This window comes from Xanthomonas dyei, from assembly GCF_002939865.1.
GTDB classification, from domain to species: Bacteria; Pseudomonadota; Gammaproteobacteria; order Xanthomonadales; family Xanthomonadaceae; genus Xanthomonas; species Xanthomonas dyei.
On record NZ_MDEE01000044.1, the window covers coordinates 24,656 to 35,726 of the forward strand.

Annotated in this window: 10 protein-coding genes, 1 tRNA gene and 1 pseudogene; 8 read left to right on the forward strand and 4 right to left on the reverse strand. The window is 62.8% G+C overall.

All coding sequences use genetic code 11. The annotated features are described in order from the left end of the window. Nucleotides 1-60 precede the first annotated feature (60 nt). Together pheA and aroA are read left to right on the forward strand one after the other, a co-directional pair. Complete coding sequence (pheA, locus tag XdyCFBP7245_RS20145) at nt 61-1,284, forward strand: prephenate dehydratase (protein ID WP_104617200.1); 1,224 nt, start codon at nt 61-63, stop codon at nt 1,282-1,284. A 112-nt stretch (nt 1,285-1,396) separates the two neighbouring features. Further along, on the forward strand, nt 1,397-2,713 hold the full coding sequence (gene aroA, locus XdyCFBP7245_RS20150) for a 3-phosphoshikimate 1-carboxyvinyltransferase (protein ID WP_104617201.1): 1,317 nt from the start codon (nt 1,397-1,399) through the stop codon (nt 2,711-2,713). Here the strand turns inward: aroA and XdyCFBP7245_RS20155 are convergent. Continuing rightward, nucleotides 2,697-3,275 carry an energy transducer TonB gene (locus XdyCFBP7245_RS20155; protein WP_104617202.1) on the reverse strand — a complete coding sequence of 193 codons (579 nt, stop codon included), beginning with the start codon at nt 3,273-3,275 and terminating at the stop codon, nt 2,697-2,699. The two genes, aroA and XdyCFBP7245_RS20155, sit on opposite strands and share 17 nt — an antisense overlap. A 250-nt stretch (nt 3,276-3,525) precedes the next feature. Continuing rightward, nucleotides 3,526-4,191, reverse strand: a complete 666-nt coding sequence (locus XdyCFBP7245_RS20160) for an energy transducer TonB (protein ID WP_170068722.1) — start codon at nt 4,189-4,191, stop codon at nt 3,526-3,528. Between the two features lie 111 nt (nt 4,192-4,302). On the opposite strand from XdyCFBP7245_RS20160, the gene serS reads away from it, so the two are divergent. Next, complete coding sequence (gene serS, locus XdyCFBP7245_RS20165; RefSeq protein WP_104617204.1) at nt 4,303-5,583, forward strand: serine--tRNA ligase; 1,281 nt, start codon at nt 4,303-4,305, stop codon at nt 5,581-5,583. A 446-nt stretch (nt 5,584-6,029) separates the two neighbouring features. Here serS and XdyCFBP7245_RS20170 read toward each other — a convergent pair whose 3' ends face one another. After that, nucleotides 6,030-6,608 (reverse strand): FMN-dependent NADH-azoreductase, encoded by a 579-nt coding sequence (locus tag XdyCFBP7245_RS20170; RefSeq protein ID WP_104617205.1) that lies wholly within the window; start codon nt 6,606-6,608, stop codon nt 6,030-6,032. A gap of 115 nt (nt 6,609-6,723) precedes the next feature. On the opposite strand from XdyCFBP7245_RS20170, the gene XdyCFBP7245_RS20175 reads away from it, so the two are divergent. The 5 genes from XdyCFBP7245_RS20175 to XdyCFBP7245_RS24080 all read left to right on the forward strand — a co-directional run bounded on the left by XdyCFBP7245_RS20175 (nt 6,724) and on the right by XdyCFBP7245_RS24080 (nt 10,583). Next, nucleotides 6,724-7,728, forward strand: a complete 1,005-nt coding sequence (locus XdyCFBP7245_RS20175; RefSeq protein ID WP_104617206.1) for a LysR family transcriptional regulator — start codon at nt 6,724-6,726, stop codon at nt 7,726-7,728. A 284-nt stretch (nt 7,729-8,012) separates the two neighbouring features. Continuing rightward, nucleotides 8,013-8,102: transfer RNA gene (locus XdyCFBP7245_RS20180), tRNA-Ser, on the forward strand. Nucleotides 8,103-8,185: 83 nt separating this feature from the next. Continuing rightward, nucleotides 8,186-9,658, forward strand: coding sequence for a site-specific integrase (locus XdyCFBP7245_RS20185; protein WP_170068723.1), 1,473 nt, complete (start codon nt 8,186-8,188; stop codon nt 9,656-9,658). A 23-nt stretch (nt 9,659-9,681) separates the two neighbouring features. After that, nucleotides 9,682-10,407, forward strand: a complete 726-nt coding sequence (locus XdyCFBP7245_RS20190; RefSeq protein ID WP_104617207.1) for a hypothetical protein — start codon at nt 9,682-9,684, stop codon at nt 10,405-10,407. After that, nucleotides 10,407-10,583 carry a hypothetical protein gene (locus XdyCFBP7245_RS24080; protein ID WP_158255528.1) on the forward strand — a complete coding sequence of 59 codons (177 nt, stop codon included), beginning with the start codon at nt 10,407-10,409 and terminating at the stop codon, nt 10,581-10,583. The genes XdyCFBP7245_RS20190 and XdyCFBP7245_RS24080 overlap by 1 nt, the downstream gene beginning before the upstream one ends. A 153-nt stretch (nt 10,584-10,736) precedes the next feature. Here the strand turns inward: XdyCFBP7245_RS24080 and XdyCFBP7245_RS24595 are convergent. After that, nucleotides 10,737-10,993: pseudogene (locus tag XdyCFBP7245_RS24595) on the reverse strand (hypothetical protein). Nucleotides 10,994-11,071 lie beyond the last annotated feature (78 nt).

Consider the following 11,071-nt stretch of genomic DNA (forward strand, 5'->3'; position numbering starts at 1 on the left):
TCTTCGACCGCGGCGCAGGCCGCGCAGGCGCTTGCGCCGTTTCTCAAGGAATGCCCAGCGATGGCTCCCAAGCCCACTAAACCCACTGCTGCCAAGAGCAGCAAGACCAAAACAGCGAGCACGTCTGCGGACACATCGTCGGCCAAACAGGTGGCCAAGCCCGCAACCACGCCGGGCAAGGCCATCGGCAAGCCTGCCGCCGCCGCACCGGTGCTGGCCGATGTGCGCGCCAAGATCGACGAGATCGACCGCAACATCCAGGCCTTGATCGCCGAGCGCGCCAACTTTGCCCATCAGGTCGGCAAGGCCAAGGGCAAGCTCGCCGCAGCGGTGGATTACTACCGCCCCGAGCGCGAAGCGCAGGTGCTGCGCATGGTGGTGGACCGCAACGAAGGCCCGCTCAGCGACGAAGTGCTGGTGCACGTGTATCGCGAAATCATGTCGGCCTGCCTGGCCCAGCAGGAGCCGTTGAAGATCGGTTACCTCGGCCCCGAGGGCACTTTCAGCCAGCAGGCCGTGCTCAAACATTTCGGTCGCTCGGCGGTTGGCCTGCCGATGGCGACCATCGAAGAAGTGTTCCAGGAAGTGGAAGCCGGCAACGCCGATTTCGGTGTGGTGCCGGTAGAGAATTCGGGGCAGGGCACCATCCAGGTCACGCTGGATATGTTCCTGACCTCCAACCTGAAAATCTGCGGCGAAGTCGAGCTGCGCGTGCATCAGTATCTGCTCTCGCGCAACGGCCGGCTGGAAGATATCGAGCGCATCTATGCGCATTCGCAATCCTTCGCACAGACTGCCGGCTGGCTGCGCTCGCACCTGCCCAAGGTGGAAAAGATTGCGGTGTCCAGCAATGCCGAAGGCGCGCGGCGCGCACGCAATGCCGAAGATGCTGCAGCCATCGGCGGCGAGAGTGCGGCGCATGTGTATGGCTTGAAGAAAGTCATCATGAAGTCGATCGAAGACGACGACGACAACACCACGCGTTTTTTGGTGATTGGCCGGCAGATCTTCCCGTCGTCCGGCCACGACCGCACCTCGGTGCTGGTGTTTATCCACGACAAGCCGGGCGCGCTGTTCGATGTGCTCAGCCCGTTCGCACGGCACGGCATCAGCATGAACCGTATCGAGTCGCGGCCCTCGCACCAGGCCAAGTGGGAGTACGGGTTTTTCATCGACCTGGTCGGCCATGTGGAAGACGAGGCGATGAAGCAGGCATTGGCCGAACTGGAAGCGCATTCGGCACAGATCAAGGTGCTGGGCTCGTATCCTGTCGCGATTCCCTAAGCGCTCGATCACCCGCCCAACTGGCGCGCCGCCGCTCTGGCGATGACGGCGCTGCCATCTCTTACCAAGCGCATCGCCTGCATGGCGGCGGCGCAGCAATCGGATCATTCGCATGAGCAGCAGCACGCAACACTGGATCGCGCAGCAGGGCAGCGCATTGCGCGGTACGTTGACCATTCCCGGCGACAAGTCAGTGTCGCATCGTGCGGTGATGTTTGCCGCGCTGGCCGATGGCATTTCGCAGATCGACGGGTTTCTTGAAGGCGAAGACACGCGCTCCACCGCGGCCATCTTCGCCAGGCTGGGCGTGCGGATCGACACGCCTTCTGCATCGCAGCGCATTGTGCATGGCGTCGGCGTGGATGGCTTGCAGCCGCCCACCGAGGCGTTGGATTGCGGCAACGCCGGCACCGGCATGCGTCTGCTCGCCGGCCTGTTGGCCGCGCAGCGTTTCGATAGCGTGCTGGTCGGCGATGCGTCCTTGTCCAAGCGGCCGATGCGGCGCGTGACCGGCCCGTTGGCGCAGATGGGCGCAAAGATCCAGACCCAGGACGACGGCACGCCGCCCTTGCATGTGCACGGCGGTCAGGCACTGCACGGCATCGAGTTTGTGTCGCCGGTCGCTAGTGCGCAGGTCAAGTCGGCGGTGCTGCTGGCGGGTCTGTACGCGCAAGGCGAGACCTCGGTGACCGAGCCGCACCCCACGCGCGATTACACCGAACGCATGTTGTCTGCGTTCGGTGTGGAGATCGCGTTCTCGCCGGGCACCGCGCGCCTGCGTGGCGGCCAGCGCTTGCGTGCGACCGACATTGCAGTGCCTGGGGACTTTTCGTCGGCAGCGTTTTTCATCGTGGCTGCCAGCATCATTCCCGATTCGGAAGTCGTGCTGCGCGCAGTGGGCTTGAACCCGCGTCGCACCGGGCTGCTGGCTGCGCTGCGCTTGATGGGCGCGGACATCAGCGAAGAAAACCATGCCGAACACGGCGGCGAACCGGTGGCCGATCTGCGCGTGCGCTATGCGCCGTTACACGGTGCGCAGATCCCCGAAGCGCTGGTGCCGGACATGATCGACGAGTTCCCGGCCTTGTTCGTCGCCGCTGCGGCTGCAAACGGCAAGACCGTCGTTACCGGCGCGGCCGAATTGCGGGTCAAGGAATCGGATCGCCTGGCCGCCATGGCCACCGGCCTGCGCGCGCTCGGCGTGCAGGTCGATGAAACCCCGGATGGCGCCACGATTCACGGCGGTACGATTGGCAGTGGCGTGATCGAAAGCCATGGCGATCACCGCATTGCGATGGCCTTTGCCATTGCCGGCCAGCGTTCGACCGGCACCGTGCAGGTGAACGACATCGCCAACGTCGCCACGTCGTTCCCGGGCTTCGACACTCTGGCGCAGGGCGCCGGTTTTGGGCTCAGCGCTCTGGGCTGAACTCGACCGGCACCTGCACGCTGCTGACCACCGCATGGCCGTCGCGCGTGGCCGGTTCGAAGCGCCACTGGCGCAGGCTCTCGGTCACCGCTGCGTCCAGACGCGGGTCGTTGCTACCGCTGCGGTCGACGATGGTCACCGCACGAACCTGACCTTGCATGTCCAGCTGCAGACGTGCGGTGCGGCTGCCCTGAATCCCGGCACGTTCCACCTCGGCCGGGTAGCTGGGCATCGTATTGCCCGGTAATGGCTTGGCATCCACGCTGCTGATCGCCGCGCGTACCGGCTGATGCGCAATCATGGTCATCGCGCGCGGGCCATCCGCGCTGGGCAGAATCTGCCGGCTCGCGGCAGGCGCGGGGCGGGTGTCGGTGGCGAGCGACTCGTCGCTGTGCCTGGCCCACCACCAGGCCGGGATCACCACCAACAAGGCCAGCAGCGTTGCCCAAAGCCATGGCGAGGCGCTGTCATCCTGCGTGTTCTGTCCACGCCCGGACGCCGCAGGGGCGGAGCGCGACAGCGACGGCGTGTGGTGTGAAGAGGGATTCGAGATGAAGGACATGGCCGGCCTCCGGGCGCATCTTTGGGATGACACAACCAGTCTGGTCGGCGCTGCCTGAGGCGCAGCTAAGGCGAACGCCCGAGCTGCTGTTACTGGGCCGCAGTCGTTCAGTTTGGTGATGTTTTGACGGCGCTACGGCACTGCCGCTCGTCGTCCAGACAGCGCCACCCAATCCCTTGCAAAACAACCCATTGCATGTGTTCGCCACGGTGTGTGGCGTCTGCTGGTCCGGCGCCCGGCTTGGCTGCGCTTACTGCGCGGGCTTGAACTCGAAGGGAATATCCAGGCTGCCGGCCACCGGCTGGCCGTTTTGTTGGGCCGGGTGAAAACGCCAATGGCGTACCGCTTCCATCGCGGCGCGGTCCAGATCGCGCGAGCCGCTGCGCTGGACCAGGGTCACGCCGCCCGGATTGCCGCTGGCATCGACATCCACGCGCACGACCACGTCGCCGGCATCGCCACGTCGCAGCGCTGCCGATGGATAACGCGGCGGTGGCATCTGGCCTTGCATGGGCACCGGGCGGTTGCCGCCTGCCACCGGCGCGTTGGAGGGCGCTGCAGTACCGGGTGCAGCGGGCGCGGCGTTTTCCGGCAACGGCGCCGGCGCGGGTGGGGCCGCTGGTGCGGTCTCCACCAGGGTTGGCGTTTCTTCGGGCGGCTTGGCCTGCGGCATGTCGCTGGCGCCGTCCTGGGCAGGCAGCGGCGCCGGCAGCGGTTGAATGGTGTCGTCGGCGGCCGGCGCGCCAGCCGTCGGCTGTGTCGGAGAGGCCTTGTAAAAATCGTCCTTGCGGCCGGTGGCCCACACCAGCAGGAACAGCAGCAGGCCGGCACCGAAGGCGATACCGGCAATTTTCAGAGTGTGGCGGGGCAGACGCAGGACGATCTGACGATCGGATGCAGGGCGGGGCGCGGGCATAGGGCTCACCTGAAGGATCGCGGTAATTCTGGCATAGCCCCAGTGAATCGATCGCAGCAGGTGGCGGAACAGGCGATAATCTGGTGCTCCCTACCGACACACAGACTTCCGATGCTAGATCCGGCCCTGCTTCGCCAACATCCCGCCGACCTTGCCGAGCGCCTGCGCAGCACGCGCAGTTTCTCCCTGGACACTGCGGAACTGGAGTCGCTGGAGAGCGAGCGCAAGCGGATCCAGGTGCGCACGCAGGAATTGCAGAGCATGCGCAATTCCAAGTCCAAGGCGATCGGGCAGGCCAAGGCCAAGGGCGAAGATGTGGCCGCGCTGATGGCCGAGGTGGCCGGCTTCGGCGATGAGCTCAAGGCCTCGGAAGAAGCGCTGGATGCGATCCGCGCCAAGCTGGAAATCATTGCGCTGGGCCTGCCCAATCTGCCGGCCGACGATGTGCCGCTGGGCAAGGACGAGAGCGAGAATGTCGAGCAGTCGCGCTGGGGCACGCCGCGCAGTTTCGATTTCGCGGTCAAGGACCATGTGGAACTCGGCGCGCCACACGGCTGGCTGGATGGCGAAACCGCCGCCAAGTTGTCGGGCGCACGTTTCACCGTGCTACGCGGGCCGATCGCGCGCCTGCATCGTGCGCTGGCGCAGTTCATGCTCGATCTGCATGTGGGCGCGCACGGCTACGAAGAAACCAATGTGCCGCTGCTGGTCAATGCCGAGTCGATGCGCGGCACCGGGCAGTTGCCGAAGTTCGAAGACGATCTGTTCCAGACCGAAGTGGGCGAATCGCGCCGCTATCTGATCCCCACCTCCGAAGTGCCGCTCACCAATATCGTGCGCGACGACATCGTCGATGCCGAGCGGCTGCCGCTGCGCATGACCGCCCATTCGATGTGCTTCCGTGCCGAAGCCGGCAGCGGCGGGCGCGATACACGCGGCATGATCCGCCAGCACCAGTTCGAAAAAGTGGAACTGGTCACTGCCTGCGCGCCGGAGGACAGCGAGGCCGAGCATCATCGCATGACGCGCTGCGCCGAGGTGGTGCTGGAACAACTCGGTCTGCCGTACCGCAAGGTGCTGCTGTGCACCGGCGACATGGGTTTTGCTGCGATCAAGACCTACGACCTGGAAGTGTGGCTGCCGTCGCAGGACACCTACCGCGAGATTTCGTCCTGCTCCAATTGCGGCGATTTCCAGGCCCGGCGCATGCAGGCGCGCTGGCGCAACCCGGCCAGCGGCAAGCCGGAGCTGATGCACACGCTCAACGGCTCCGGCACTGCGGTGGGCCGCGCGATGATCGCGGTGATGGAGAACTACCAGAACGCCGATGGCTCGATCGACGTGCCGCAGGTGCTACGCCCGTACATGGGCGGGCTGGAACGCATCGGCTGAAAGCGGCTGCATCGGGCTTGTCGCGGTCGGCGTCGGCTGAAGAACATACGTCCGTGTCGCATGGTTCTGGACGCCAGTGCTGTGCTCGCAGGCGGAGTCTGGTCTTTGATCACGCCGTGCGGGTAGCGCGTGACGTTGCCGCCACAGACACTAAAAAACGCACAAAAGAACGGGATCATCGCTGGTCCCGTTCTTTTGTGCAGGCCTCACTGTCCCCACCAGCAGTCCACACCGGCTATTGCGCACAAGGCGCGCCGCGTGCGGGGGCATGACGCGGCCGTGGTGTGCAACAACGCCTGCCATCACCGCGCAGTAGCAGGACGACACCCTGCGCGGCGTGCCGTGCTGGAAGCGATGTCACGTAGAACTCCCCGGTTTATCGGAAATCGGCTGTTACCAATCCCCAATCCCGACTCCCTAATCTCAGCCGCACAAAGCCTGCGCGCTCAGGCTACGGCTTCTGCCGGCTGCTGCAGTTCGGCCAGCGCCTGCGCCAGCGCATTGCTGCGATGCTCTGGCGAATACGCCACGCCTTCGGCGCGCACGAAGGTGATGTCGTCGATGCCCAGAAAGCCGAACAACTGGCGCAGATACGGCTCCTGGAAATCGTTGGTCGGGTCGGCATAGATGCCGCCGCGCGCGCTGGCGATGATGATGCGCTTGCCGCCAGCCAGTCCTTCCGGCCCCGTTGCGGTGTAGCGGAAGGTGCGCCCGGCAACCGCAATGCGGTCGATCCACGCCTTGAGCGTGGAGGGGATCGCGAAGTTGTACATCGGCGCGCCGATCACGATGACGTCTGCCTCCAAAAACTGCTGCATCGCCTGTTCGGCCGCCGCCGCTTCGGTTGCGTCGGCCTGCGCCAACGAGCGCCCGGTCAGGTGCGGAAGCGGCTCCTGGTCCAGGTCGCGATAGGTCACCTGCAGCTGCGGGTGCAGCAGGCGCTGCTGGGCGACGGCGGCGGCACTGAGTTCGCGGCTGATGGAGTTGGCGCCCAGGGCGCTGGAATCGAGATGGAGCAGCTTCATGGCGAAGACCTATGGCAAGCGGCAACGCCGCGGAGGGGCGCAGATTAGGTCGTTGCTCTGTTGGGATAAAGGTGGTTAAATATCACTTATCGTTCTATCCATGGATACCTGAGCCATGCACGACCTGAATGACCTGTACTACTTTGCGATGGTGGTGGACCACGGCGGCTTCGCTGCTGCCGAGCGTGCGCTGGGGATCCCCAAGTCGCGCCTGAGCCGCCGTATCAGCCAACTCGAAACCGACCTGGGCGTGCGCTTGCTGCAACGCTCTACGCGGCGCTTCGCCGTCACTGACGTCGGTACCAGCGTGCACCGACACGCCCAGACCATGCTCGCCGAAGCCCAGGCCGCGCGCGAGGTGGTGGATCGTCTCAGTGCGGAGCCACGCGGTCTTGTACGTGTGAGCGTTCCTGTCTCGCTCGCGCAAATTCAATTGCCCAAGCTGCTACCCGAATTTCTGGCCAAGTACCCCAAGGTGCGGCTGCAGCTCAACATCAGCAACCGCCGCGTCGACGTCATCAACGAGGGCTACGACATCGCACTACGCGTGCGTTCGCGCCTGGATGACGACGGCAGCCTGGTGATGCGCAGCTTCGGCCAGGTGCAGGAATTGTTGGTCGCCAGCCCCAAGTATCTGGACCGCGCCGGCCGGCCGAAAGACCCGAGCGAGCTGGCCAACCACACCACCATGAGCACCAGCGAAGACGAAGCGCATCAGCGCTGGGAACTGCACGGCCCCAACGGCGAAATGCGCCGCGTGGACCTGCAGCCGCGGCTGGCCGGTTTCGATTTTCCGCTACTGCAATCGATGGCGCGCGACGGCTTCGGCATCACCATGCTGCCGGAAACTGTCTGCGCCGAAGCGGTGCGCAGCGGCGAACTGGAAGTGGTGCTGCCGCACTGGTCGCTGCCGCAGGGCATCTGCCACGCCGTGTTCGCCTCGCGCCGCGGCCTGCTGCCGGCGGTGCGGGTGTTCATCGACTTCCTGGCCGAACACCTGCCGCAGGAAATCGAACGCTCGCGCCTGGACTGCGGCGGCAATTGCGCCGAACTGGCCGAAAAGCTCAAGCGTGCAGCAGGCACTGCCGGCGCACCGCGCCTGGTGGCTGAAGCAGGCTGAGCGACGCACTGCTGATTGCGTCGGTGCCCCTCGCTGGCGAGTCGGTATCTTTCGCCGCGTAGGGTTAGCCCACTGGTTGACGCGCCGCCCGGCAAGCCGGGCGCGTAAGGCTAGCGATGCCGCTTAGCAAAGCACGCCCGGGCATGCGAGAATGCGCGCCCGGAGCGATCCCGGGATTGGCAGAATCGCACTCGATGACCGTGCGGCCCTGTCGGGCGCCACCCGCGCAATGCGGATCGCCCACGTGACAACCGATACTTTCGGCGATCACGCGCAGCAGCATCGGAGAGATGGCCGAGCGGTTTAAGGCACCGGTCTTGAAAACCGGCGAAGGGTCAAACCTTCCGTGGGTTCGAATCCCACTCTCTCCGCCAGTCACCCTTAAATCATTGATTTAAATCATTAATTTTTTAGGTGGTTTGATTGGAGGCAGGAAGCATGCAGAGGAAACACTCGCATGCGCATCCCTCATCATTTGAGCCGGTCGTCCACCGGCCGCTGGTCGTTCGTCCAACGTGTGCCCGTCGATTTGCAAACCGTGATGGGCTGCCGGCTTATCAAACGCACCCTGCAAACGAAGGACTTGGCGCAGGCGCATGTGCGTGCGGTGGTGCTTGGGGCGGGCTATGCTCGACTCTTCGCACAGTTGAAGGATCAACGCGTGGCCAAGATCAGCAAGTCTGATGCCGACCTGCTCATTGCTCGACTGACGAGCGCCGAGAACCTCCAGGAACTAACGCTCAACCGCACGCGCCAACCGGATGGGGCAGTGACTGAGCAGTGGCAAATTGACAGTCCAAAGGATCTGAAGCTCTATCGCCTAATGATGGAGTTGGAAGCGATGGATGCCGAGAATGCACGGTCGCGTCCTTCGCCAGTCTTGGCTCAATCCATTCCGATGCCGGCACCTCGCGGATCAATCGCAGCGACGGCAGCGCCCGCCATTGAGACGATGACGCTCGGCAAGGCCCGAGACGCATTCCTGGCAACGCTCAAGCCTTCCTCGCTGCCCAAGACCTACACGATTAAGAAGACGGCTATCGAGGCGTTGGTAGCGTTCCTGGGGCCGACGATGAAGGTTCATGCCATCACCAGGTCAGACCTGGCGCGTTGGTATCAAGACATGCGGGAAAAGGGAGCTTCCACTCCGACGCTCACCAACAAGCAGAGCTACATCGGAGGCAAGGGCGGGTTCTTCGAGTGGGCCATGGCGTCGGGGCACTACCCCCGAGGCGACAACCCGGCGAGCGGTCACGTGAGCTACTCCCAGCGCGAGAAGCGCTCCCGAAAGAAGTTGGGGTTCAAAGCCTACGACAGGGCCCAGATTCAAGCCCTGTTTGCACCAGAAGCGCTCGCCAAGCTGTCAGAGTCGGCCCGCTGGGCCTCGCTCCTTGGACTTTATACGGGGGCCAGAGCGTCGGAGGTCGGCCAACTGCTTATCAAGGACGTGTTCGAGGAGGACGGCATCCCATGCATCCGTATTTCGGACGAGGGCGAGCACCAGAAGGTAAAGACCGAAGTGAGCCTGAGGACGGTGCCGCTCCATCCCGAGCTCCTCAAGATGGGCTTCCTGGATTGGGTCGATGGCAAGCGCAAAGCGGGTGATACAAGGCTATTCCCGGCTGCGAAGGCTACTGCTGTAAACGGGCAGGGCAACTGGATCACTAAAGCTTTCAGTCGACATCTGGCCGAGGTGGGTAAGGGCTGGGAGCCAGCGAAGCGCGGTTTTCATTCTCTCCGCAAGACTTTTATCCAAGAACTACAGGGCGCTGGCGTGGTGTCTGAGCTGAGGGCGCAAATCGTTGGGCATGAGCTCGATGACGAGCATCACGCGACCTACGGACGGCTCTTCACTGTTACTGAAAAATTGAACGGTCCAAGTAATTATTCTCCAGGACTCAAGGCATTGGTTTTGCAACTAACTAAGTGAACAACTTACTCCCATCGAGCCCTATGATAACTAACGAATTTAAGGCGGTCCACTTCAACGTCGGCAGCAGCCGTGTTCACCGAAATGGGGTTGATTTGGCCAATATTCTTGGCTTCAATCTAGACGATAACGCACTCATTCAGCTTGCAGGGGCACCCACTGGCTCCACTGTAACGCTTGTGGAGAAGAGGGAGTGGCCGGAAGTTGATGACGGGGAGAATGTGCCCTCAGGCGTATTGCTGCAAGTGAAAAACGACCACTATTTCAGTCAGGACTTGGAAGTGGTGATATTTCTGGATGGCCTGGTTGATGTGGCTAGTCTCTACATCAAGCTGGTCATGTTTCTTGACATTCCTGAACGAAAGGGTATTGCTGGGCATATGATTGGCGTGATGGTGGATGGGGCCGCTTCACTGCCTCGGGCTAAGCGTATCCGTCTCTGGGCGGCCGGAGGGTTTCTTTGGAAGGACTACGCTGCGGGGTCGCGTTGGTGGGGGTATGTCGCTTGGCCCAAGTACGGATTCGACTGCTTTATTCCGAATGCCACTTTGGATCTGATCTCTCGTTTCCCCAACTACCCTCGTGGACTCGGGGGTTGCAAGAAAGTATCTGACGTGATAAGGTTGCCGGGAGGGAAAGATTTTTGGAAGCTGGCTGGCGAAGGGGATTACATGGATTTCACCTTGGCTAAAAATTCGGTCTCCATGGTCTTTCTTAACGATTTCTTGTCTTGCGGAGGTGACATGTGATGCATTTTAAAACCTCTCTTCCCACCCAGCGACAGAACGAGAGCGCCAAGCTTCTGGTTAAAAGCCAGGTTCCCACTGCCAAGGTCTACACCGAAAAGGTATTGGACGAAAGCTCCCGCAAGAAAATCCGCGATGCCAATCGGCCGCACGCAAGCGTGCCTTTTGATCTAATTTAGATCAAATATTGAACTGACCTTCATTAGCAAGCCCGGCAAAAGCCGGGCTTGTTCGTAAAGGGGTTCATCCTGTCGCGGCCCCCTCGACGCAAATGGAGGCGTAGGTGTGGTGACCTAGGGCTTTCGAGAATACATATTGCGCCGCTGCCGGAATTAACGGGCCAACTGCTCCCAAATCACAGATAGAGCCATCGGCACCCACTTCAGCACGGCCGTGGCGGCCATGCCCATGGTCACCCCCAACGGGATCATCACCTACACTGGGCCCAGCTGATGCCTTGGTCGCGCTGCTGAGCCGCGTAGGCGGCCTGCGGGTAACGCCGCTCCGCTTTGCGCAGACCCCGCCGAGCCATGAGCGGTCCGACGATGAAGCCAAACGGGCCCCGGAAGAAATGCTTGTAATGACCCATCGGTTTCTGCACAGGTCAGGTGGTTAATGTAGCGGCATAGGCTTGGTCAGGCGTCATCATCTTCAGTGCCTGATGCGG

Excerpts from the sequence above, each read along its gene's own strand:
- pheA (WP_104617200.1), top strand. The coding sequence starts at position 61 with ATGGCTCCCAAGCCCACTAAACCCACTGCTGCCAAGAGCAGCAAGACC.
- XdyCFBP7245_RS20155 (WP_104617202.1), bottom strand. The coding sequence starts at position 3,275 with ATGTCCTTCATCTCGAATCCCTCTTCACACCACACGCCGTCGCTGTCG.
- XdyCFBP7245_RS24080 (WP_158255528.1), top strand. The coding sequence starts at position 10,407 with ATGCATTTTAAAACCTCTCTTCCCACCCAGCGACAGAACGAGAGCGCC.
- serS (WP_104617204.1), top strand. The coding sequence starts at position 4,303 with ATGCTAGATCCGGCCCTGCTTCGCCAACATCCCGCCGACCTTGCCGAG.
- aroA (WP_104617201.1), top strand. The coding sequence starts at position 1,397 with ATGAGCAGCAGCACGCAACACTGGATCGCGCAGCAGGGCAGCGCATTG.
- XdyCFBP7245_RS20160 (WP_170068722.1), bottom strand. The coding sequence starts at position 4,191 with ATGCCCGCGCCCCGCCCTGCATCCGATCGTCAGATCGTCCTGCGTCTG.
- XdyCFBP7245_RS20190 (WP_104617207.1), top strand. The coding sequence starts at position 9,682 with ATGATAACTAACGAATTTAAGGCGGTCCACTTCAACGTCGGCAGCAGC.
- XdyCFBP7245_RS20175 (WP_104617206.1), top strand. The coding sequence starts at position 6,724 with ATGCACGACCTGAATGACCTGTACTACTTTGCGATGGTGGTGGACCAC.
- XdyCFBP7245_RS20185 (WP_170068723.1), top strand. The coding sequence starts at position 8,186 with ATGCGCATCCCTCATCATTTGAGCCGGTCGTCCACCGGCCGCTGGTCG.
- XdyCFBP7245_RS20170 (WP_104617205.1), bottom strand. The coding sequence starts at position 6,608 with ATGAAGCTGCTCCATCTCGATTCCAGCGCCCTGGGCGCCAACTCCATC.